The following is a 21,977-nucleotide window of genomic DNA, read 5'->3' on the forward strand; positions in this document are numbered from 1 at the left end:
AGCGTGATGAGGTGGCTTCGCACTGGACTCTCCCCCAGGGGCCGGGCGCAGGATTCCGGCATGGCTTCCGCCGGTGTGGCGGGTTAGGTTGACCGAGGACTCGTCGTCGGTGAGGGGGTCGCAGGTGGCTGAGATGTCCCAGGTGGCTGCCATCGAGAAACTCGCCGAGCGGCTCCGGGCCGAGCTGGGCGCGGCGCGGGTCATCACCGACCGGCAGGAGTTGCGCACCTACGAGTGCGACGGCCTCGCCCACTACCGGGTGGTGCCCGCCCTGGTCGCCCTGCCGCAGGACACGGGACAGGTCGCCGCCGTGGTGCGGGCCTGCGCCGACGCGAAGGTGCCGTTCGTCGCCCGCGGCTCGGGCACCGGGCTGTCCGGCGGGGCGCTCCCGCACGCCGACGGGGTGCTGATCGTGACCGCGCAGATGCGCGACATCCTCGGCCTGGCGCCCGCCGACGAGCGCGCCGTGGTGCAGCCGGGCGTCATCAACCTGCACGTCACCCGGGCCGCGACGCCGCACGGCTACTACTACGCGCCCGACCCGTCCAGCCAGCAGATCTGCTCGATCGGCGGCAACGTGGCGGAGAACTCGGGCGGCGCGCACTGCCTGAAGTACGGGTTCACGACCAACCACGTGACCGGGCTCGAGGTGGTGGCGCCCGACGGCGAGGTGGTGCGGCTCGGCGGGCGGGCGCTCGACCCGCCCGGCTACGACCTGATCGGCGCGTTCGTCGGGTCGGAGGGAACGCTCGGCGTCGCGACCGAGGTGACGGTGAAGCTGACCCGGCTGCCCGAGTCGGTGCGGACGCTGCTGGCCGCCTTCCACGGCACCGACCAGGCCGGCGCGGCGACGTCGGCGATCATCGGGGCGGGCGTGGTGCCGGCCGCGATCGAGATGATGGACGCGCTGGCGATCGAGGCGGCCGAGGCGGCGGTGGCCTGCGGCTACCCGGAGGGGGCCGGTGCGGTGCTGATCGTCGAGCTGGACGGGCCGGCGGCCGAGGTCGCGGCCCAGTTCGACGAGGTGAGCCGGCTCTGCGAGGAGAACGGCGCGTTCGAGATCCGGATAGCGGCCGACGACGCCGAGCGGGCGCTGTTCTGGAAGGGGCGCAAGTCGGCGTTCGCGGCGGTCGGCCGGATCAGCCCCGACTACATCGTGCAGGACGGCGTGATCCCCCGGACCGAGCTGCCCGAGGTGCTGCGCCGCATCGGCGCGCTGGCCGAGGAGCACGGCGTCCGGGTGGCGAACGTCTTCCACGCCGGCGACGGCAACCTGCATCCCCTCGTGCTGTTCGACGACGCGGTCGAGGGGCAGGCCGAGCGGGCCGAGGCGGCCTCGGGCGCGATCATCGACCTCTGCATCGAGTACGGCGGATCCATCACCGGCGAGCACGGGGTGGGCGCCGACAAGGCGAAGTACATGCCGCGCATGTTCACCGACGACGACCTCGACACCATGCAGCTGGTGCGGTGCGCGTTCGATCCGGACGGCATCGCCAACCCGGGCAAGATCTTCCCCACGCCCCGGCTGTGCGGCGAGCGGCCGGGCCGGCATCAAGCTCTCGAGGCCAAGCCCGAGTGGCACGGCGCGGACGTGTTCTGATGAGCGCCCTCGACGAGCTGACCCGGCCGGCCGGGGACGAGGACGTGGTCGGCGGCGTCACGGCCCGGCTCGTGGCCGCGCCCGCCGACACCGCCGAGGCGGCCGCGCTGATCGCGGCGTCGCAGGACCTGACCGTGGTGGTGCGGGGCGCGGGCACGAAGCTCGACTGGGGACCGCCGCCGGCGGCACTCGACCTGATCATCGACACCCGGCGGATGGCCGGGGTGGTCGAGCACGCCGCCGGTGACCTGATCACGATCGTCCGGGCCGGGACGCCGCTGGCCGACATCTCCCTCGGCGACCAGGTGCTGGCACTGGACGGGCCGGCGGGCGCTTCGGTGGGCGGGACGGTCGCGACGAACACCAGCGGGCCGCGGCGGCTGCACTACGGCACGACCCGCGACCTGCTGATCGGCATCACGGTGGTGCGGCCCGACGGCAAGGTCGCCAAGTCGGGCGGCAAGGTCGTGAAGAACGTCGCGGGGTACGACCTGGGCAAGCTCTACACCGGCTCGTACGGCACGCTCGGCCTGATCACCGAGTGCGCGTTCCGGCTGCATCCGCGGCCGCGGGCGGCGGCGTACGTGCGGGCGCAGGCCCCGGCCGGCGAGGTGGCCCGCGTGCTCGAGGCGCGGGTGGCGCCGGCCGCGATCGAGATCGACTCCGCGTCGGGCGAGCTGGCCGTGCTGATCGAGGGGACGCCCGGCGGCGTACGGGAGAGATCGGGCCTGCTGGCGAAGCTGCTCGCCGGCGAGGTAGCCGAGGACCCGCCGCCGTGGTGGGGCGCCGATCCGTGGGAGGCGGGCGGGATCGGGCTCAAGCTGTCGGTGCCGATCTCCGCGGTGCCCGAGCTGGTGTCCGAGGGCGACCCGGTGCGCGGGTCGGCCGGCACCGGCGTGCTCTACGCGGGGGCGGCCGGGATCACCGAGGTCGAGCGGCTGCGGGCGCGATGCGTGCGGCTCGGCGGGCACGCGGTCGTGCTCACGGCGCCGCCCGGGTCGCGCGAGATCCTCGACATGTGGGGGCCGGTGCCGGGGCTGGCGCTGATGCGGCGGATCAAGGACCAGTTCGACCCGGGGCGCCGCTTCTCCCCCGGCCGGTTCGTGGGAGGGATCTGATGGTCGACGCCACCTGGGGCACCGGGGAGCCGCCGCGCGACGTGCTCGGTTCCGTCAACGGCGGCGGGCCGGCGTTCGACGACGACCACCCGCCACGGCCGGAGCTCATCGCCGACTGCGTGCACTGCGGGTTCTGCCTGCCTACCTGCCCGACCTACGTGCTGTGGGGGGCCGAGGCCGACTCGCCGCGCGGGCGGATCTACCTGATGAACCAGGGGGTCGGCGGGGAGCCGCTGAGCGACTCGATGGTCGAGCACTTCGACCACTGCCTCGGCTGCATGTCGTGCGTGACCGCGTGCCCGTCGGGGGTGCAGTACGACCGGCTGATCGAGGACACCCGCGCGCAGGTGGAACGGCGGCATCCGCGTACGGCCAAGGACCGTGCCCTCCGCTCGGCGATCTTCGCGCTGTTCCCCTATCCGCGGCGGCTCCGGCTGCTGCGGGGGCCGCTTCGCGCGTACCAGGCCTCGGGTTTGCAGAAGCTGGTGGGCCGCAGCGGTCTCCTCGATCGCCTGGGCCCCACCCTCGCGACGCTGGAATCGCTCGCGCCGCGGCTGCGCGGCGTGCCCCGGCCACCCGCCCGGGTCGCCGCCCGCGGCACGCGCCGGGCGGTCGTCGGCATGCTCACCGGCTGCGTGCAGAGCGCGTTCTTCCCGGACGTGAACTCGGCGACCGTGCGGGTGCTGGCGGCCGAGGGCTGCGACGTGCTGATCCCGCCGTCGCAGGGGTGCTGCGGCGCGCTGAGCGTGCACAACGGACGCAAACCGGAGGCGCAGCGGTTCGCCCGGCGGCTGATCGCGACGTTCGAGAAGACCGGCATGGACTACTTCGTGGTCAACGCGGCGGGGTGCGGGTCGTCGCTCAAGGAGTACGACGTGCTGCTCGAGGACGACCCCGCGTTCGCCGGGCGGGCTCGTGCGTTCGTCGCCAAGGTGCGCGATCTCTCCGAGCTGCTGGCCGAGCTCGGCCCGGTGGCGACCCGGCACCCGCTCGAGATGACGGTGGCCTATCACGACGCCTGCCACCTCGCGCACGCCCAGGGCATCCGGGCGCAGCCGCGGTCGTTGCTGGCCGGGATTCCGGGCCTGACGCTGAAGGAGATCGCCGACCCGGAGATCTGCTGCGGGTCGGCCGGCATCTGGAACGTGCTGAACCCGGAGCCGGCCGCCGCGCTGGGCGACCGGAAGGCCGCGCACGTGCTCGCGACCGGGGCATCGCTGCTGGTCACGGCCAATCCCGGGTGTCTCATGCAGATCGCGGCGGCGGCGAAGCGGCAGGGCGGGGAGATCGCCCTGGCGCACACCGCCCAGGTCCTGGACGCTTCCATCCGGAACCTGGGGGTGCGTGCGCTGGTCGCTATTTGATGGCGAAGCTCGGGTGCGGCGGCTGGTTGTACGCCGTGTTCTGCCAGGCGATGGCCTCGCGGTACTGGATGTCGTGCAGCAGGGTGACGACCCGGCGGTCGGTGGGCGTCGGCGTGCTGTAGATGCGCAGCGCGTTGTTCGCCGTCGTCGGCCAGATCACCTCCTCGCGCCAGTCGCCGAACAGGTCGCCGGAGAGCGACGGGGTCGACTTGGTGCCGTTGTTCGAGTGCACGTCCGACGCGGTGAGCAGGCGGGTGTCGCCCGAGGTGCCGTACTTGTCGATGTGCGTGCTGTCGAGCAGCTCGCGGGTGGCGTCGCCGTCCCACCAGACCACGAAGTTGGTGGAGCCGGGCTTGCGGGTGGCGACCACCGCGCCGGACGGGCTGCGCACGCCGTCGGCGGCCGCCGACCACGACTCGGCGCCGGGGCTGCCGGCCCAGATGTCGTCGCTGACGCCGCGGCCGTTGTCGCCGTTGGGCGCCGTCGTCCACAGGACCTGGCCGGTGCGGGCGTCGGCGAAGTAGGACGAGGGCTTGCTGCCGTCCTCGTCGACCTTGAACTCCTCGAGGCCGGGGCGGGACGGGTCGAGGTCGCCGACGTGCATGGCGTCGCCGTGGCCGTTGCCGGTGTTCCACAGCTTGCCGCCGTTGTCGTCGATCGCCATGGCGCCGTAGATGATCTCGTCCCTGCCGTCCTGGTCCACGTCGGCGATCGCCAGCTGGTGGTCGCCCTGGCCGGCGTAGGCGCTGTTGCCGCTGCTGTTGGAGTCGAACGTCCACCGCCGGGTGAGGGCGCCGTTGCGGAAGTCCCAGGCCACGATGACCGTACGGGTGTAGTAGCCCCGCGCCATGATCAGGCTCGGGCGGCCGCCGTCGAGGTACGCGGTGCCGGCCAGGAACCGGTCGACCCGGTTGCCGTAGGAGTCGCCCCAGCTGCTGACCGTGCCGCGCGGCGGCTCGTAGTTGACGGTGCTCACGGCCGCGCCGGTCCGGCCGTCGAACATCGTCAGGTACTCGGGGCCGGACAGGACGTAGCCGGCGGAGTTGCGGTAGTCGGCGTTGGCGTCGCCGATCACCCGGCCGGCGCCGTCCACGGTGGCGTCGGCCGTCTTCATGGCCACCTCGGCGTCGCCGTCACCGTCGTAGTCGTACACCTGGAACTGGGTGTAGTGCGCGCCGGCCCGGATGTTGCGGCCGAGGTTGATCCGCCAGAGGCGGGTGCCGTCGAGCTTGTAGCCGTCGACGTAGACCGGATCGGTGACGCCGGACTGCGAGTTGTCCTTGGCGTTGGCCGGGTCCCACTTGAGGACGATGTCGAGCTTGCCGTCGCCGTCGAGGTCGCCGACGCTCGCGTCGTTGGCGGTGTAGAGCGAGCTGTTCGGGTTCTGGATCGGGACGTCGAGGTAGCCGTTCGCGAAGGTCAGGGCCGGGCCCTCGGCCGCCTGCTCGGCGCCGTTGACGACCGCGCGGACGGTGTAGGTCTGACCGGCGGCGGCGCCCGGGTCCAGGTAGTTGGTCGACGCGGTGAGCGGGCTCGCGGTGAGCTTGGTGGTGCCGCGGTAGACGTTGAAGGCGACGCCGCTCGGGTCGGTGGCCAGCCAGCGCCAGCTGATCAGGTTGCCGCTGCCGGAGTGGACGCTGACGACGCCTCGGTCCAGCCGTTCGACCTGTTTCCCGTTCACGGTGGGCGCGCCCGTCGTGGGCGGGGTCGTCGGCGGGGTCGTCGGTGGGGTCGTCGGGCTCGTCGTCGGCGGGGTCGTCGGGCCGGTCGTGGGCGGCGTGGTCGGGCCGGTCGTGGGCGGCGTTCCGCCCGTGCACGCCACTCCGTTCAGGCTGAACGATGCCGGGGTCGCGACCGTGCCGCTGCCGTTGAAGCCGAAGCTGGTCGTGGCATTTGTCGCGATATTTGCGTTATAGCCGGCGTCCTTCACCTGGACGGTGGCGCCGGTCTGGGTCACGACGCCGTTCCACAGCTGGGAGATGGTCTGCGATCCGGGCCAGGTGAACGTCAACGTCCAGCCGTTGATCGCGTCGCCGAGGTTGGTGACGTCGACGGCCACACCGAAGCCGCCCGGCCACTGGCTGGAGATCGTGTACTTGACCTGGCAGCCCGCGGCGGCGTCGGCCCGGGTCGCGGCGGCCAGCAGCCCGGCGCCGACGGTGGCGACGGCGAGGGCGGCGACGATCTTTCTCCTGCTGGCCACGCTGGCCCCTTACATTTACAGTCATGGATTGGGAGCGCTCCCAGACTGACCGGTCGCGGTCGGTTCGTCAAGCTCCCGCCGTTCCCCACCCACATCCCGCGTCCTCCGGGAGGAACCCCCGATGCGTCGAAGAATCGCCCTGCTCGCCGTGGCCGGCACCGCCGTCGCCGCGGCCACCGTCGTCACCGCCGGACAGGCCTCGGCGGCCGCCGGCTGTCAGGTCAAGTACACGATCTCCAGCCAGTGGCCGGGTGGTTTCGGCGCGGCCGTGGACGTCACCAATCTCGGCGATCCGCTCAACGGCTGGACCCTCGCGTTCACGTTCACGGCCGGGCAGTCGATCACGCAGCTCTGGAACGGGTCGGTCTCGCAGTCCGGCGCGTCCGTCCAGGTGAAGAACGCGGCCTATAACGGAAATATCCCGGTAAATGGGGTAGCTAGTTTTGGCTTCAACGGGTCGTGGACGGGCAGCAATCCGGTGCCTTCGTCGTTCGCGCTGAACGGTGTCGCGTGCACCGGGGTCGTGACCACTCCACCTACGACCACGCCCACCACCGCGCCGACAACTCCACCCACTTCGCCGACCACGCCGCCGACGACCTCTCCGACCACTCCCCCGACGACTTCTCCCCCGGCCGGCTCCCCGGTCAAGATCATGGCGCTCGGGGACTCGATCACCGGGTCGCCGGGCTGCTGGCGGGCGCTGCTCTGGCAGAAGCTGCCGGCCGCGCGGGTCGACTTCGTGGGCACGCTGCCGCCGCAGGGATGCGGGTTCACCTACGACGGGGAGAACGAGGGGCACGGCGGCTACCTGGTCACCAATGTGGCCAACCAGGACCTGCTCGTCGGCTGGCTCGCGGCCACCCGTCCGGACGTGGTGATGATGCATTTCGGGACGAACGACGTGTGGAGCAATCTGCCGGCGTCGACGATTCTCACCGCGTACACCAAGCTCGTCTCTCAAATGCGAGCCTCGAACCCGCGCATGAAGATCCTGGTCGCGCAGATCATTCCGATGAATCCGAGCACGTGTACGGAGTGCGCGGCGCGCGTGGTGAGCCTGAACGCCGCGATCCCGGCGTGGGCCGCGTCGCAGACGACCGCGGCCTCGCCGATCACCGTGGTCGACCAGTGGACGGGCTTCACCGACGCCACCGACACCTACGACGGCGTGCACCCGAACGACGCCGGGAACGTGAAGATCGCCAACAAGTGGTATCCGTCGGTCTCGGCCGCCATTTCGTGAAGTTTCGCGGCCGGGCGGCACGGTCGCCCGGCCGCGAGTTTTTGTCGTACCCCTCCGGCATACTCGCGGCATGTCTGATTCGGATCATCTGGTGGAGACCTGGCGCCGCATCATCGCCGGGGAGGGCAAGTCGTGGGTGGTGTTCGAGCACGGCACCTGCGTCGTGCTCGCCGAACCGGGCAGCGGCGACCTGGCGACGCGGGCCGTCGAGATCCTGCGCGAGTTCGGGCCGGTCGAGGCGGGCACGCCGACGGCCGACTTCGGCACCATCCATCTGGAAGACACGCCGGGCTGGGTGGTGACGGGCAGCCATCCCGACGTGCTGACGTTCGTCGCCCCCGACGAGGTCGACCAGCACGACACGCTCGTGGTGGGGCTGGCCGGCCGCTCCAAACGCGACCAGGACGCGCGGTCCCCCACCGTCGTCCACGTCGAGGACGCCCGTGCCTGAGCGGCCACCGTTCACGTTCGGCCCGGCCAGCGCGGCGCGGGCGCAGCCGGCCCTTTCGCTGCGTCCCGCGCCGGCCCGTCCGTCGCTGGTTCTGGACGCCACGGTGGTCCCGTTGCTGCGGGCCGGCCTCGGCTTCTACGACATGGAGTACCGCTGGGTGGCCCACCTGGACGACCGAGACGAGCTCCGCTTGTGGCGCTCGTGGTCGGCGTTCCAGGTCTACGCGGTGCAGGTGGCCGGCTTCGAGCTGCACGATCTCCGGGTCGAGCAGGACCGTTCCCGCTTCCGTGGCTTGCTCTCCGACGAGCCGGCGCAGTTCGAGCAGGTGCTGATCTCGGTGGTCAACCAGCTGCGGGATCTCTCGGCCGGGCACACGACGTACGGCCCGGTCGCGGGGGCCGGGCCGCGACCGGCGAGGTGGCCCGCCGCCCGATCGGAGGTCGCCGCCGAGTAGACGGACACCATCGGGCCTGCCACCTGCCGGCCATCGCCCCGCGGCGGTCAGCGCACGCGCACGGTGGCGCTCAGCTCAGGGCGCGCACTGTCGCCGGCACGCGGCGCCGCAGCGGTCAGCTCATTGCATGCACCGTGGTCGGCGCACGGCGCCGCAGCAGTCAGCCGATTGTGTTCGCGCACGGCGCCGCAGCAGTCGGCCCATCGCGGCGCCGCGGTCAGCAAACGGCGCCGCGGCGGTCAGCTCAGGGCGCGCACCGTCGTAGGCACAGGGCACCGCAGGCGTCAGCTCAGGGCGCGCACCGTGATCGGCGCACGGCGCCGCAGCAGTCGTCAGCCGATTGTGCTCGCGCGCGGCGCCGCAGCCGTCAGCTCAGGGCACGCACCGCGGTCAGCAAACGGCGCCGCGGTCGTCAGCTCAAGGCTCGGACCGCGGTCAGCACCTCGGCCGGGGACGGGTGCGGGGCGCCATCGGGGTGGACGGTCGCGTGGCGGATCGTGCCGGTGCGGTCGGCGATCACCACGGCCGGGAACGGGAGGATCGAGCGGCGCGCGCCCAGGATGACGTCGGCGCCGGGAGTGTGGAAGCCCAGGTTGAAGGCGTCGATCAGGGTGTGGCGGACGTCGGCGGCCACGAAGTAGGACAGGTCGTGCCGGCGCTTGATCTCGGTGAGCCGCTGTGGGATCTGAGGGCTGACGGCTACCAGGTGGGCGTCCGTGTCGGCCAGCGCGGGGATCAGCCGGTGCTGGTAGGCGGCCAGCGTCGCGTTGCACGGGTCGGACGCGGCGTAGCGGAAGAAGACGAGGATCACCGCGCCGGTCTGGCGTAGGCGGTCGAGGTGGATCGGGCCCAGGTCGGCCTCGAGCAACGTTGCCGAGGGGAGGCGGTCGCCGGGTTTGACCATGCGGTGCCAGATGGCGTCGCGGTCGAACTGGCGGCGCAGCGACTCGTCGTCGGAGCGGCTCGGGGCCGGGGCCGGGTGGGTCTGGCGGTGCACGGCCGCAGTCATCTTCTCTCCCGCATGGCCATAGCCTACCTTACCGATAGGAATAAGGACCACCGACGGTCGGTGCGCACGGAGACTCGGCCGATGGGGACGGGGATGGGGACGGCGCGGACGAGGCCGGCGCGGACCGGGACGGCAAGGATGCGGCTGCCGCGGACTGCGACGGCGCGGACGAGGCCGGCGCGGACCGGGACGACGCGGATGTCGCCGACGCGGACTGCGACGGCGCGGATGTGGCCGGCGCGAATGTGGCCGACGCGGACTGAGCCAGCGCGGACTGGGACGGCGCGAATGTGGCCGGCGCGGACCGGGACGACCCTTCGCTCAGCGCGACGGGCGCGGGCCGGGCGCGCAACACCCTCGCGGCCAAAGCAGCGGCGGCGATCAGCAGCGCCGCGGCGGTCAAGGACATGACGGCGAAGGCCACGCCGTACGCCGCGCCGGCCTGGGCGACCAGCTCGGACCCGGCCCGCGGCGGGAGGGCAGCGGCCACCGCCACGGCGTCGGGCAAGGTGCCGCCACCAGGGACGGGCAGGCCGGCGGTGCCGTGGCGGTAGACGGCCACCACCAGGGAACCCAGGACGGCAATCCCCAGGGCGCCCCCTAGCTCGCAACCCGTTTCGGTCACCGCCGCGGCCATGCCGGCCCGGGACGGGCGCGCCGTGGACACGACGATTTCCGTGGTCAGGATGTAGACGGGCGCGAGGCCGGCCGCGATCAGGACCATGCCGCCGACCATCGCGGGGAGGCCGCCGGCGGCTACCACCGCGAAACCGGCCGCCATCGTGGCCAAGCCGAGGGCGATCACCCGGGCTCGCGGGAGACGGCGGGTCAGGGCGGGGCCCAGGAACGACGCGGCCAGGTAGGCGATCACCGACGGCAGGGTCCACAGGCCGGCGCGCAGTGCGGACAGGCCCAGCACCACCTGAAGGTACTGGGCGATGGCCAGCAGCGAGCCGTACTGGACGAAGAACGACAACGCGTTGGCGGCCAGCGCCACGGTCAGCCGGCGGTCGCGGAACAGGGTCAGGTCCAGCAAGGGAAAGGCGATGCGGCGCTGGCGGGCCAGGAACGCGGCGCCCAACCCGAGCGCCAGCAGGACGGCGGCGCATGCGGCGAGGGACCAGCCCGCGGCGGCCAGGCGCTTCACGCCGTACACGAAAAGAAGTATCGCGGTCAGGCTCAGCAGGGCGCCGAAGATGTCGAATCGGCCGGCGGCTCGGTCGCGGGACTCGGGCAGCAGGAACGGGCCGACGGTCAGGAGCACGGCCACGACGGGGACGGCCAGCAGGAAGACCGAGCCCCACCAGAAATGGGCCAGCATGACGCCGCCGATCAGCGGGGAGGCTATGCCGCCCAGGGAGAAGCTCGCGCTCCAGATGCCGAGGGCGACCGTGCGGCGGCGGGCGTCGGGGAACATCACCCGGATCAGGGCGAGGGTGGACGGCATCAGGGACGCGCCGGACAGGCCCATCAGGACGCGGGCGGCGATCAACTGCGCGGGCGTCGCGGCGAAGGCGGCCAGCAGCGAGGAGACACCGAACGCGGCGGCGCCGGCCAGCAGGAGACGGCGGCGGCCGATGCGGTCGCCGAGGACGCCCATCGCGATCAGGGCGCCGGCCACGACGAAGACGTAGCTGTCCATGATCCAGAGCTGCTGCACGCCGGTGGGCCGGAGGTCGGCGGCCAGGGCGGGCGCCGCGAGGTTCAGGACCTCGGCGTCGAGCGAGACGAGCAGGCACGGCAACGCCAGCACGGCGAGCCCGATCCACGAGCGCATGGCGCCACCTCCGAAGTTGAGTAACGCAATCAAGTCGTTCATCACGTTACGGAAGGAGGCGACAACGCGCAACGCGAAGAAACGGGGCAATGCGTTATGCTGCGGGGCATGGGCACGCGGATCGCGGAGACCTCGGTGGCGGAGCTGGTCGGCTTCGTCAACGAGTGGGGCACGCTGCCGCGCGCGGTCGAGGGGCGGCCGCCGGCCGATGATCGTGGCCGGGCCGCGCTGGCCGACGAGCTGCACCCGGTCTTCGCGGTAACGGCGGCGGGCGAGCGGGCGGCGCTGGTCACGGCGCTGCTGGACCGCACGAAGGTCCGGCCCGCGCTGACCGAAATCGACGGTGCGCTGACCGAGGTGTGGACGGTCGACGACCCGTCGCAGTCCGAGCGGGCGTCGGCGGCGCTGGCGCTGCGGCACCACCTGGCCGAGCATCCGGGTCGCATCGGGGTCTGCGCCGACGATCAGTGCGCGGACGTCTATGTGGACGCCTCACCCGCCGGCAAGCGCCGCTTCTGCTGCCTGACCTGCCAGAATCGCGCGCGGGCGGCGGCCTTCCGGCGCCGCGGCAGGGAACGGGCCTAGCGGAGGTACGCGAGCTCGGGCAGCCGCCGCTGATACTCGGCGACGAGACGGCGCGCGATCGGCACCGAGTCGATCAGCGGGTGACAGGCCATGGCCCGCACCGCGACCGCCGCCGAACCGGTCGTGGCGGCCTCGAGCACGGCCCGGTCGATCGACTTGATGCGCTGCACGAGCTCGATTCCGTGCGCGGGCACGGAAGCATCCGGGTAGGGCCGCACCCCGTCGCCGTCGACCCGGCACGGCACCTCGACCACGGCGTCGTCGTCGAGGATCGGCAGCGTGCCACGGTTGCGCACGTTGAGGATCAGGTCGGCGGGGGTGCCGGTGGCGAGCGCCATCATCAGCGCGAGCGCGATCTCCTCGTAGCCCCCGCCCTCGGCGTCGTCCCGCTCGCCGAGACCCTCCATCGCCATGTACGTCGCGTCCCGCTGCCGCAGCGCCGACTGCCAGATCTCGAGCGGGTCGGCATCGGGCTCGGCCAGCGCCGCGTAGACGCCGGCCTGCTGGCGCAGCAGAAACTCGCCTCGGGTCTCCCCGGCCGCGAGCTCCGCGCGTACCAAATCGGGATTTTCGTAGTAGTAATGCAGGTATTCGTTGGGCACCGCGCCGAGCTTGCGCAGCCGGGCGGCGCCGAAAAGACGCCCTTCCTCGAAGGACGCGAGGGCCTGGTCGGAGGCGAGCAGCCGCGGGAGAAGATCTTCTTCCCCCCGCCGTACGGCCGAAAGCCAGCCGAGGTGATTGAGACCGGCATAGCTGAGGCGGGCCGTCCCCGCGGGCAGCCCCAGCGCGCGGACCACCCGCCGGCCGAGCGCCGCCGGCGAGTCGCAGATGCCGATGACCCGGTCGCCGAGCTCGGCCGCCATCGCCTCGGTGACCAGGCCGGCCGGGTTCGTAAAGTTGATCACCCAGGCCTCGGGCGCGACGAGCCGGATGCGGCGGGCCAGCGCGGTGGCGACCGGCAGCGTGCGCAGGCCGAACGCGATGCCGCCGGCGCCGACCGTCTCCTGGCCGAGCACGCCCTGGTCGAGGGCCACCCGCTCGTCGATGACGCGGCCCTCGAGCCCATGGACGCGGATCGCGCTGAACACGAAGTCGGCCCCGGTGAGCGCTTCCGTCAAATCGGTCGTGACGGAAATGTCGGGCGGTTGCGCCCGAAGAGAGGAGGCGGCGCGCGCGGCCTGGGCCTTCAGCACACGCGCTATCGCGGCCAGGCGGGCGTGCGAGACGTCGTACAGCGTGATCGAGGTTATCGGGTTGCCGGGCCCCAGCAGGGCGCCGTAGATCAGGGGGACGCGGAAACCGCCCCCGCCCAGGATTGTCAGGTTCACATGCCACCCCCGTGGGCGTCCGACAGCCGCGCGATCGTCGCGCCCGCCCGCCGCACCCTACGTTGCTCGCCGCCCGGAAGGACGTCGTCCAGGAACGCGTACCGCGGATCGCCGGACGTGCGCCACCAGTCGGCGATGTCGCCCCAGCCCGGCGCCGACAGCGAGCCGCCGAAATGCTGCACCGACAGCGACGCGATCAGGTTGGCGAAGGCCAGGCGCTGCCCGAGCGGCCAGTCGTTGAGCGTGCCGAGGATGAAGCCGGCCATGAACACATCGCCGGCCCCGGTCGGATCAAGAGCATCCACGGGTACGGCGGGGACGTGCACGAGTTCGCCGGTGCCCGAGTCGATGGCGATCGCGCCGTCCGCCCCGTTGGTCACCACCACGACCGGGACCAGGCCGGCCAGCCGCCGCGCCGCCTCCTCGGGGGTGCTCGCCCGCGTGTACCGCATGGCCTCGACCGCGTTGGGCAGGAACGCGTAGCAGTCGTCGAGCATGCCGAGCGCCTCGGCCGGCCACTCGTCGGTCGCGTCCCAGCCGACGTCCGCGAAGACCAGCGTGCCGGCCTCGCGCGCCTTCCGCACCCACGGCAGCCGGTCCTTGGTCAGGCTCACCGACGCCGCCCGGGCTGCCGGCAGGTCCCCCACCAGGCCATCCGCGTTGAGCGGCGGCGGGTGGGCGTGCGTGATCATGCTGCGGTCCCGGTCGTAAGCGAGCGACACCGTCACCGGCGAGTGCCCCTCGATGCGGGTCGAGGCCGAGAGGTCGACGTTCTCCTGGGCGCAGAGGGTCCGGGCGCAGAAATCACCGTAGGCGTCGGTCGCCAGCGCGGTGCCCAGGCCCGTACGCAATCCGAGTCTTGCCGCCGCGACCGCGAGGTTCGCCACCCCGCCCGGACAGGAACCCATGCCGTTGGCCCACACCTCGGTGCCCGGCCGCGGAAGCTCGCGCAGGCCGGTGAAGACGATGTCGAGATAGACAACGCCGGGAACGAAGAGGTCGAGCCCCATCCAGCGATCTTATTTCCTACCCGGCCGCAGGCGAGCGATCGTGAAGGTTCGCTGTGGTGATCCCGCTGACTACGCGGCCGCCGCGGTCAGCTCCGGCCGGTACACCGAGTACCGGCCCTTGCCTTCGCGTTTGGCCGTGTACAGCGCGATGTCGGCGTGCCGGAGCAGATCGCCCGGCTGGTCGTCCCGGTCGCGCTCGGCGACCCCGACGCTGGCGTTCGCGGCGAGCTCGTGGTCGCCGAGGCGGACCGGCAGCGTCAGGGCCTCGACGATCCGGGCCGCCACCTCGGCGGCCTGGGGTGCGTCGGCGGGCAGCAGCACGGCGAACTCGTCGCCGCCGAGCCGGGCCACCAGGTCGCCGGGCCGGGCCGCGGCGCGCAGCCGGCGGGCCACGTGGATCAGCAGCTCGTCGCCGACCGGATGGCCGAGCGTGTCGTTGACGGTCTTGAAGTTGTCCAGGTCGATCAGGATGGCCGAGACCGGTTCCCCGCTGCCGCCGGTGTCGTCCAGCGTCTCGTTGAACAGGGCCCGGTTGGCCAGGCCGGTGAGCGCGTCGTGGGTGGCCTGCTCGCGAAGCTGCTGCTGGTGCTGGCGCAGCTGCTCGACCAGGGCGGCGTTGTCCCGGAACGCGAGCAGCTGGCGGACCACCACGGCGGCGGTCGCGGCGACCGCGCCGATGAGAATGGGGAGCTGGTCGTCGCCGGTCAGGACGGCGGCGAACAGCAGCGCGTCGACCGCGCCGACCGCGAGGTAGGGAATCACGCTGTACGGCCGGGTGCGGGGCGCGGCCGTCACCGCGACCGCCCGGCGGCACTGCACGACCGCCGCGAGCGCCGCGACCAGCCCTTCGGTGGTCGTGATCACGTTCGAGACGCCGGCGTAGCGAGGGTCGCCCAGCACCGGCACGAGCGCCGAGCCGACGGCGCCGACCCCGACCACGGCCGCCAGCAGCCGCAGCGCGACGGAGTCCACCGCGACGGTGCCGGCCAGCATCAGCTTCACCACGGCGAGCACGGCGAGCAGGCAGATCAGGCACATCACCAGCAACCCGAGCACCGTGGCCGGACCGCGGCCGTTGCGGAGCTCGGGCCGCAGCACGAAATGCCACAGGAACGCCGACGCGCCGATCAGCACGGTCGCGGCGTCCATGCCGAGGCGCAACCAGTCGGCGCGGCTGCGCCGGGCGCTCGGGAGTCGCAGCAGGCTCCACAGCACCAGCGCGAGCGCCGTCACGAGCAGCCCGACGGACACGAAGAAGACAGGCCCGGCGCCCACCCCGGTCCCGCCCACGCTGGCGGCGGTGAACGGCCCGGTGGCCGGGGCGATCAGCAGCGCGGCGACGGACAGCCGGCGCCAGAAGCGGCGACCGGCCGGCGTCAGCTCGGGCAGCGTGGCGGCCCGACGGAAGCACCAGGCCGCGGCCAGCATGCCGAGCGCGCCCGGCAACCACCCGGCAACGCCGAGATGGTCCCAGCCGATCATCCGGGCCACGCACCAGCCGACGGCGACGGCGTACAACAGCCCGTACACCGACATCACCTGGCGAAGCATTCGCCTGTCCAACGCCTCACCGCCTTCCGTCACCGGTGCCATCGACCCGGCGGGCGCGGAGTTGAGGCGTAGCGCGGGTTCGCCCCGATCTCGCCACCGTGCCGTCCGGCGCGTGAAGCTCGCCGAAGCCGTGCGCGAGCTGCCGTGCGCCGCCCCGGCGGAGTGCGCCCGCGCCGTGTTCCCCGACGACCCCGGCCGCGCCGAACGACTGCTGCGGGACGCCGAGGAACGTGCCCGGCAGGAGTGGGGCTCGGCCACGCCCGCGACGGCCGGCCTGCCACCGCGCTCGGCGTCGCTCGCGCCGCGACTCGCGGCGGACATTTTCGGACGCTCGCCGTCGTCCTCTGGCACAGCGCCTCCCGCGCCCGCCGACCAGACGCGGGAGGCGCTGGTGGCGCCGCTACTGTTCCCCACCCCCATCACTGGGTGGGGGTGGAAACTACCCCACCCCTACGACATTTCCAGCTCGCCCGTCCACAGGGCCTCCGCGGCCGGAATGTCGGCCGACACTCCCCCCACGATCTCGACGCGCCACGGCAGGGCGGCTCCCTGGCGTTCGACGCGCACCGCGGTGCCGTCCCGGGTCACCGTGAACGTGCTGTCGCCGACCGGAACCGTCGTCTCGCCGTCGACCGGGGCATAGAGGCGCAGCGTCACGCCGTCGCGGTGGTCGTAGTCGGGGCGGTCGGTGCGGCTGCCGATCGGCAGGACCGCGCCCGGGCGGACCAGCAGCGGGGCGCTGTCGAAGCCGTGCGTCTCGGTCACCCAGCCCGGGCCGGTCACGGTCTCGCCGGTCTCGAAGCGGGTCCACCGGCCGGCCGGGACGTAGTACGTGACCTCGCCGGCCTCCGAGAAGACGGGGGCGACGAGCAGGTCGGGGCCGAGCAGATATTGGCGGTCGAGGTGGGTGACGGCGGGGTCGGACGGGAATCCGACGATCATGGGCCGCATGACGGGGACGCCAGAGGTGTGGGCCACGCGCGCGGCGCCGTACAGGTACGGCATCAGGGCGTACTTGAGGTGCGTGAACTTGCGCAGCACCGCCACCGACTCCTCGTCGAAGAGCCACGGCACGCGGTACGAGTGGTTGCCGTGCAGCCGGCTGTGCGACGACAACAGGCCGAACGCGATCCAGCGCTTGAACACGGCGGGATCGGGGCGCCCCTCGAAGCCGCCGATGTCGTGGCTCCAGAAACCGAAACCGGAGGACATCAGCGAGAGGCCGCCGCGCAGGCTTTCCGCCATCGACTCGTACGTGGCCGAGTTGTCCCCGCCCCAATGAACCGGGAACTGCTGGCCGCCGACCGTGGCCGAGCGGGCGAACAGCACCGCCTCGCCCTCGCCCCGGGCCTCGCGCAGCACGTCGAACACGACCTGGTTGTAGAGCTGCGTGTAGTAGTTGTGCATCCGCTCGGGGTCGGAGCCGTCGTGCCACACCACATCGGTCGGGACCCGCTCGCCGAAGTCCGACTTGAACGCGTCGACCCCCATGTCGACCAATGCCCGGAGTTTCCCGGCGAACCACGCCCGCGCCGCCGGGTTGGTGAAATCGACCAGCGCCATGCCGGCCTGCCACCGATCCCACTGCCAGACGTCGCCGTTCGCGCGTCGCACGAGGTAACCGTGGAGCCGGCCCTCTTCGAAGAGAGCGGAGCGCTGAGCGATGTACGGGTTGATCCACAGGCACGTGCGCAGGCCCCGGTCGGAGAGGCGCTTGAGCATGCCCGGCGGGTCGGGGAAGATCCGCGGGTCCCACTCGAAGTCGCACCAGTGGAACTCGCGCATCCAGAACGTGTCGAAGTGGAACACGCTCAGCGGCAGGTCGCGCGACGCCATCCCGTCGACGAACTGGGTGACCGTCTCCTCGTCGTAGGGCGTGGTGAACGAGGTGGTCAGCCACAGGCCGAACGACCAGGCCGGCGGGAGGGCCGGACGGCCGGTGAGCGCGGTGTACTTGCGGAGGATGTCGGCCGGCGTCGGTCCGTAGATCACGACGTAGGACAGCGTCTGCCCGGGCACGCTGAACTGGGTCCGGGAGACCATCTCGCTGGCCACCTCGAACGAGACCCGTCCCGGATTGTCGACCAGGACGCCGTACCCCTTGTTGGTCAGGTAGAAGGGCACGTTCTTGTAGGCCTGCTCGCTGCTGGTGCCGCCGTCCTCGTTCCAGATGTCGATGCTCTGGCCGTTCTTGACGAACGGCCCGAACCGCTCCCCCAGCCCGTAAACGGCTTCACCCACCCCAAGATCCAATTGCTCGTGTACGTACTGAGCACCGTCCCGGGTGTCGACGATCCCGATGCCTTTCCAGCCACTGCCGGTGAGCCGCCTGCCATCGGCGAGGAAGTCGAGTCCCCACTCGTCGCCGGCCTTGAACCGCGCCGTCAGCGAGCCCGAGGTGATCTCGTGCTCGGTGATCGTGACCGGGTGCTCCTCGCGGTTCAGGGCGAAGTTCGGTCCTCGGACGGCGCCGCCGAGAAAGTGCCCGATGGTCACGCGGATGACGTCCGGCGCGGGCGCTTCGGCCCGGATCGTGATGATCGGGGCGTCCAGGGTGTCGCTGCGGCTCTTCACCGTGCGGGCGGTGGCGAACGCGGTCAGCGTCTCCCCGTCCGACTCGGTGTCGTGCAGCTGTGCCGGGTGCAGCACGGTGAACCCATCGCGCTTGTGCCAGTAGCCGTCGGTGAACTTCATGCGTATCCCTTACTTGATGGCGCCGGCAGTGATGCCGCGGGTCAACGTGCGCTGGAAGATCAGGAAGAACAACATCGCGGGCACGATGCCGATCAGGGCCGAGGCGCTGGTCGTGGTCGCGTCCATGAGGCGGTCGCCCTGGAGCACGCCGAGGGCCACCGGCACGGTCTGCTTGTCGTTCGAGATTAGGAAGACCAGCGGCAGGAAGAACTCGTTCCAGGTCCAGATGAAGAAGAACGTGAACAGCACGCCGAGCGTGGGCCGGCTGACCGGGACCACGACGCGCCACAGGGTCCGCCACTTCCCGGCGCCATCGACGGAGGCGGCGTCCAGCAGCTCGGTCGGGAACTCGGCGTACACACTGGTCAGCAGGTACGTCCCGAAGGCGCTCTGGATGACGGTGAAGATGATGATGATCGAGATCAGGTTGTCGTACAGCCCCACCTGCTTGGACAGGTAGTACAGCGGGTAGACCAGCACCTCTTGCGGCAGCAGGTTCGCGACCAGGAAGAACACCAGGAACCAGATGCGGCCCTTGACCTTCCCGATCCCCAGCGCGTACGCGTTGAGAATGCTCAGCAGGACGCCCAGAACCGCGACGACGATGCTGGTGATGAAGCTGTTCCAGAGCTTCTGGCCGAAGTGGACGCGGTTCCAGAAGTTGACGATCCCGTCCCAGTAGAAGTGGGCGGGCAACGACAGCGGTCCGTGGCTGGCGTAGTCGGCCGGGCTCTTGAACGCGTTGATCGCGACGACCAGCAACGGGGCGACGGTCAGCAGGAGCAGGATCAACAGCACGATCAGGATGGCGAAGCGTACGGGATTGCGCCGCTTCTGGGGTTTGATCGTGTTCTTTTCTTCCACGGCTGCGGGGGCAGCGGTCAGGGTCATGTCAGGCTCCGGCCTTCTCGGCCCGGTTCTGCAGCCGCAGGAACACGAACGCCAGCACGATGATCATCACGGTGAGCACGGTCGAGATCGCCGAGCCGTAGCCGACCTGGGCCTTCTCGAAGAAGTTCTTGTACGCGAAGTACGACGGCACCAGCGTCGCGTTGCTCGGGCCGCCCCGGGTCAGCACGAAGATCGGGCCGAAGATCTTGAGCGCGGCGATCGTGGTGGTCACCAGGACCACGTAGAACTCCGGCCGGATCATGTAGACCGTGATCTTGCGGAAGCGCTGCCACCAGCTCGCGCCGTCGAGGTCGGCGGCCTCGTAGAGCGAGGGGTCGATGCGCTGGAGACCGGACATGAACATCACGATCGGGTAGCCCAGCTGGAACCAGATCATGATCGCCATGACGCTGTAGAGCGCGTACTTCGGGTCGCCGAGCCAGTTCTTGGCCAGCCCGTTCAGCCCGATCGAGTCGAGGATCTTGTTGAGCGCCCCGTAGTCGGGGTGCAGGATCCAGCCCCACACGATGCCGGTGACGGCGACGGGGATGACCTGCGGAATGTAGAACCCGGACCGGAAGACCGAGGCCCACCGGTTGCTGAAGTGCTTCGCGATGTAGTCGAACAGCACCGCCGCCAGCACCAGGCCGAGCAGCGTCGGCACCACCGCCATGGCCAGGATCAGCAGGATGATGTGCCCGAAGGACGACCAGAACAGGGTGTCCTTGAACAGCCGGGTGTAGTTGTCGAAGCCGATCCACGTCTGGTCGCCGACGCCGTTCCAGCGGGTGAAGCTGGTGTACACCGTCATGATCAGCGGGACCACGATGATCGCCAGGGATGCCACGATCCCCGGGATCAGGTAGACCGCGTAGCCGCTCTTCTTGCCGGCCATCAGGTGACGTCCCTTCTTTCCTGGGGTTACCCGCGTCCTTCCGGGGTAACCCGTGCCCGGCGGGCGGCGACGCCTGGGGTGCCGCCGCCCGCGCGGAACGTCACTTGCCGAGGTCGGCGAGGTTCTCGTTGTACGGCTTCGCGATCTCGTCGAGGAACGCCGGCGGGGTCTTCGAGCCGTTGATCAGGCCCTGCACGCCGCCGACCAGCACGTCGTAGTAGCCGGGGGCCGGCCAGTCCGGGTAGAACGCGAGACCGTCCGCGCCGGAGATCTTGTTGAAGTTGTCGATCAGTTCCTTGTTCTTGGGGTCGGTGATCGCCGAGGCGTCGGCCGCCACCGGGACGCCGCCGCTGTTGCCGAGCAGGTTCTGGATCTCCGGCGACATGGTGATGTCGATGAAGTCGTACGCGAGCGACTTGGCCTTGCTCTTCTCCGGCACCACCCAGAGGTTGCCGCTCGAACCCGGGTGCAGCTTGTTGCCCGGGAAGAGGAACGTGCCCCACTGGAAGTTCTTGACCTCGCTGGCGAACCGGCCGTACCACCAGCTGCCGGAGATCAGGATCGGGAACTTGCCCTGCTCCCAGGCGACGCCCATGTCCTCGGCCTTGATGCCGGCCGAGTTCTTGGCGATGTAGCCCTTGTTGACCCAGTCCGAGAACGTGGTGGCGCCGTAGGTGAGCTGCGGGCCGTGGAAGTCGACCTTGTTCTTGTAGAGCTGGTAGTCGTCCACGAACGAGCGGTCGGCCTGCGACAGGGCGAGCTCGTAGAAGATCTGCTGGGCCGGGTACTCGGCGCCGCCGACGCTCAGCGGGGTCACGCCCTTGCCCTTGAACGCGTCCATCACCTTGGTGAACTCGTCCAGAGTGGTCGGCACCTGCAGGTTGTACTTCTTGAACATGTCCTGGTTGTAGTAGACCATCACGTACTCGCCGTAGTTCGGAACGCCGAACCACTTGCCCGAGCCCATGATGCCCTGGTCGTCGTACTTGGCCGTGGTCTGCAGGCTGGCGCTCAGCTTCTTGTCCCAGCCGCGGCTGGTGGCCTCGCTGCTGAGGTCGGTGAGCAGGCCCTGCTTCGACAGGAGGCCGGCGGTCGCGTTGCCCTTGTTGTACTCGAGGATGTCGGGCGCGCTGTCGGAGTTGAGGATCATCTGGGCGTTCTGCTGGATCTGCTCGAAGGACTTCTCCTCGAACTTCACCGTGACGCCCGGGTGCTTCTGCTTGAAGATGTCGATCGCCTTGTTCCAGGCGACACCCATGGCGCTGGTCGGACCCTCGTAGTGCCAGAGGGTGAGGGTCTTCGCGTCGCTGCCGCTGTCCTTGTCGTCCGAGCCGGAACCGCTGCATGCGGTCAGCGCGAGAGACGTGGCCAGCAAGAATGCACCGGCGGCAGCGCCGGCTCGTTTTCTGAACATGCCGTCCTCCGGGTGGGCTCCGTCGAAGCGCTTCGACGCGGGACTTTCCGGTGACGTTAGGGTTCGCCGCACATGGATGTCAACGGTGTGACGAAGAGATTTCGCAACGATCGGATCCCGGCCCCACCGGCCCGCTGAACTCGGCACAAAGCCACCCGTCGATGGCTCACCGCGCCACACCCCACCCTAGCGGCGAGACCTCCCCCAGACCGCCGATCATGCCCAGCCGGCCCGCGATGTCCCCCATTCGATCACCGCCGGAGGCGGGAGATGGGAGCGCGCCCAGGTCCGAGATCGCCATGATCCGCGGGACGTGCCGGCCTTGCGGGACGCGCCGGCCTCGCGAGACGCGCCGGCCTCGCGAGACGTGCCGGTCTCACGAGA

Annotated in this window: 16 protein-coding genes and 1 pseudogene; 7 read left to right on the top strand and 10 right to left on the bottom strand. The window is 71.0% G+C overall.

Annotated elements, in window-relative coordinates; translation table 11 throughout:
- Positions 1-133 precede the first annotated feature (133 nt).
- The 3 genes from ACZ6TB_RS19515 to ACZ6TB_RS19525 are packed head-to-tail and all read left to right on the top strand — an operon-like array spanning position 134 to position 4,085.
- On the top strand, positions 134-1,603 hold the full coding sequence (locus ACZ6TB_RS19515) for an FAD-linked oxidase C-terminal domain-containing protein (protein ID WP_465555919.1): 1,470 nt from the start codon (positions 134-136) through the stop codon (positions 1,601-1,603).
- Positions 1,603-2,721: an FAD-binding oxidoreductase gene (locus ACZ6TB_RS19520; protein WP_465555920.1), complete on the top strand. Its 1,119-nt coding sequence runs from the start codon at positions 1,603-1,605 to the stop codon at positions 2,719-2,721. Before ACZ6TB_RS19515 ends, ACZ6TB_RS19520 begins: the two co-directional genes overlap by 1 nt.
- Positions 2,721-4,085 (top strand): (Fe-S)-binding protein, encoded by a 1,365-nt coding sequence (locus ACZ6TB_RS19525; protein WP_465555921.1) that lies wholly within the window; start codon positions 2,721-2,723, stop codon positions 4,083-4,085. Before ACZ6TB_RS19520 ends, ACZ6TB_RS19525 begins: the two co-directional genes overlap by 1 nt.
- On the opposite strand, the gene ACZ6TB_RS19530 is transcribed toward ACZ6TB_RS19525, so the two are convergent.
- The gene (locus ACZ6TB_RS19530; protein WP_465555922.1) at positions 4,078-6,288 is read right to left on the bottom strand and encodes a rhamnogalacturonan lyase family protein; all 2,211 of its coding nucleotides are present in this window, start codon (positions 6,286-6,288) and stop codon (positions 4,078-4,080) included. The two genes, ACZ6TB_RS19525 and ACZ6TB_RS19530, sit on opposite strands and share 8 nt — an antisense overlap.
- Before the next feature lie 121 nt (positions 6,289-6,409).
- Between ACZ6TB_RS19530 and ACZ6TB_RS19535 the strand changes: the two genes are divergently transcribed.
- The 3 genes from ACZ6TB_RS19535 (at position 6,410) to ACZ6TB_RS19545 (ending at position 8,439) form a co-directional block, all read left to right on the top strand.
- On the top strand, positions 6,410-7,534 hold the full coding sequence (locus ACZ6TB_RS19535) for a cellulose binding domain-containing protein (RefSeq protein WP_465555923.1): 1,125 nt from the start codon (positions 6,410-6,412) through the stop codon (positions 7,532-7,534).
- 70 nt (positions 7,535-7,604) lie between these two features.
- Positions 7,605-7,985 carry a hypothetical protein gene (locus ACZ6TB_RS19540; protein WP_465555924.1) on the top strand — a complete coding sequence of 127 codons (381 nt, stop codon included), beginning with the start codon at positions 7,605-7,607 and terminating at the stop codon, positions 7,983-7,985.
- Positions 7,978-8,439, top strand: coding sequence for a hypothetical protein (locus tag ACZ6TB_RS19545; RefSeq protein WP_465555925.1), 462 nt, complete (start codon positions 7,978-7,980; stop codon positions 8,437-8,439). Before ACZ6TB_RS19540 ends, ACZ6TB_RS19545 begins: the two co-directional genes overlap by 8 nt.
- 412 nt (positions 8,440-8,851) lie before the next feature.
- Here the strand turns inward: ACZ6TB_RS19545 and ACZ6TB_RS19550 are convergent, their stop codons facing one another.
- Positions 8,852-9,448, bottom strand: coding sequence for a redoxin domain-containing protein (locus tag ACZ6TB_RS19550; RefSeq protein ID WP_465555926.1), 597 nt, complete (start codon positions 9,446-9,448; stop codon positions 8,852-8,854).
- 313 nt (positions 9,449-9,761) lie between these two features.
- Positions 9,762-11,267: pseudogene (locus ACZ6TB_RS19555) on the bottom strand (MFS transporter); the annotation flags it as partial.
- A 66-nt stretch (positions 11,268-11,333) separates the two neighbouring features.
- On the opposite strand from ACZ6TB_RS19555, the gene ACZ6TB_RS19560 reads away from it, so the two are divergent.
- Positions 11,334-11,810, top strand: a complete 477-nt coding sequence (locus tag ACZ6TB_RS19560) for a CGNR zinc finger domain-containing protein (RefSeq protein WP_465555927.1) — start codon at positions 11,334-11,336, stop codon at positions 11,808-11,810.
- On the opposite strand, the gene ACZ6TB_RS19565 is transcribed toward ACZ6TB_RS19560, so the two are convergent.
- The 7 genes from ACZ6TB_RS19565 to ACZ6TB_RS19595 all read right to left on the bottom strand — a co-directional run bounded on the left by ACZ6TB_RS19565 (position 11,807) and on the right by ACZ6TB_RS19595 (position 21,593).
- Positions 11,807-13,138: a family 4 glycosyl hydrolase gene (locus tag ACZ6TB_RS19565; protein WP_465555928.1), complete on the bottom strand. Its 1,332-nt coding sequence runs from the start codon at positions 13,136-13,138 to the stop codon at positions 11,807-11,809. The genes ACZ6TB_RS19560 and ACZ6TB_RS19565 overlap by 4 nt on opposite strands.
- On the bottom strand, positions 13,135-14,148 hold the full coding sequence (locus tag ACZ6TB_RS19570; protein ID WP_465555929.1) for a carbohydrate kinase family protein: 1,014 nt from the start codon (positions 14,146-14,148) through the stop codon (positions 13,135-13,137). Before ACZ6TB_RS19570 ends, ACZ6TB_RS19565 begins: the two co-directional genes overlap by 4 nt.
- Positions 14,149-14,217: 69 nt before the next feature.
- Positions 14,218-15,699 (bottom strand): diguanylate cyclase domain-containing protein, encoded by a 1,482-nt coding sequence (locus tag ACZ6TB_RS19575; RefSeq protein WP_465555930.1) that lies wholly within the window; start codon positions 15,697-15,699, stop codon positions 14,218-14,220.
- A 450-nt stretch (positions 15,700-16,149) separates the two neighbouring features.
- Positions 16,150-18,393: an alpha-xylosidase gene (gene yicI, locus ACZ6TB_RS19580; protein WP_465555931.1), complete on the bottom strand. Its 2,244-nt coding sequence runs from the start codon at positions 18,391-18,393 to the stop codon at positions 16,150-16,152.
- A gap of 9 nt (positions 18,394-18,402) precedes the next feature.
- Positions 18,403-19,284: a carbohydrate ABC transporter permease gene (locus ACZ6TB_RS19585; protein ID WP_465555932.1), complete on the bottom strand. Its 882-nt coding sequence runs from the start codon at positions 19,282-19,284 to the stop codon at positions 18,403-18,405.
- Between the two features lies 1 nt (position 19,285).
- A complete protein-coding gene (locus tag ACZ6TB_RS19590) occupies positions 19,286-20,179 on the bottom strand; it encodes a carbohydrate ABC transporter permease (protein ID WP_465555933.1) in 894 nt (297 codons plus the stop codon).
- 100 nt (positions 20,180-20,279) lie between these two features.
- Positions 20,280-21,593 (bottom strand): ABC transporter substrate-binding protein, encoded by a 1,314-nt coding sequence (locus tag ACZ6TB_RS19595; protein ID WP_465555934.1) that lies wholly within the window; start codon positions 21,591-21,593, stop codon positions 20,280-20,282.
- Between the last annotated feature and the right edge of the window lie 384 nt (positions 21,594-21,977).

The sequence above is a fragment of the Actinoplanes sp. NPDC051537 genome (assembly GCF_055586105.1).